The following is a 1,035-nucleotide window of genomic DNA, read 5'->3' on the forward strand; positions in this document are numbered from 1 at the left end:
GCGGCAAGCAGGAGTACCGCGCGACGGTCGCCCAGTGGAAGGCTCAGCAGGCGGCCAAGCGCCCGAAGAGCGCGAAGCTCCTGGGCAACGACCGGTTGCGGGAGTACGTTCAGGAGAGGTTGTCGGGGAACGTTCACCGGCCTGACGGGACGGTCGCCGCAGGACCGCAGACGCCTCCGTGGAAAGGGCTGAACAAGCCGCACCGGCAAGACAGGCGGTGGGCGACAGCATGGAGCCCGGAACAGATCGCGCACCGGTTGAAGGCCGACTTCCCCGAGGATGAGTCCATGCGCATCAGCCACGAGGCGATCTACCAGTCGCTGTTCATCGAGGGCCGTGGTGCGCTCAAGCGTGAGCTGGTCGCCTGCCTGCGCACCGGGCGGGCGCTTCGAGAGCCTCGGTCGAGGTCACGCAACAAGCCGCAAGGGCATGTCACCGCGGATGTCGTCCTCAGTGAACGTCCTGCAGAGGCCGCAGACCGCGCGGTCCCGGGGCATTGGGAAGGCGATCTGATCATCGGGACGGGCCGGTCCGCAATCGGCACGCTCGTCGAGCGCAGCAGCCGATCCACCCTCCTGGTGCATCTGCCGAGGATGGAGGGCTGGGGCGAGGTGCCGCCCGTGAAGAACGGCCCGGCGTTGGGCGGTTACGGCGCCGTCGCGATGAACACTGCCCTGACGGTGTCGATGACGAAGCTACCTGAGCAGCTCCGCAAGACACTGACCTGGGACCGCGGGAAGGAACTCTCCGGGCATGCCCAGTTCGCGCTCGAGACCGGGACGAAGGTGTTCTTCGCCGATCCGCACTCGCCCTGGCAGCGACCCACGAACGAGAACACGAATGGGCTGCTGCGTCAGTACTTCCCGAAGGGCACCGACCTGTCCCGGTGGTCCGCCGAGGACCTCGAAGCCGTCGCCCTGGCGATCAACAACCGACCCCGCAAGATCCTCGGCTGGAAGACCCCGGCCGAGGTCTTCGAGGAGCAGCTACGCTCACTACAGCAGCCCGGTGTTGCAACGACCGGTTGAACTCGCC

1 protein-coding gene is annotated in these 1,035 nt (G+C 67.1%); it reads left to right on the forward strand.

All coding sequences use genetic code 11. The features are described 5' to 3' along the window. On the forward strand, positions 1 to 1,028 hold a 1,028-nt coding region (locus ACH4ZX_RS40340), incomplete at its 5' end, for an IS30 family transposase (RefSeq protein ID WP_398283924.1). Positions 1,029 to 1,035: the final 7 nt, after the last annotated feature.

Source organism: Streptomyces sp. NPDC020490 (assembly GCF_044335305.1).
Taxonomy (GTDB): domain Bacteria; phylum Actinomycetota; class Actinomycetes; order Streptomycetales; family Streptomycetaceae; genus Streptomyces.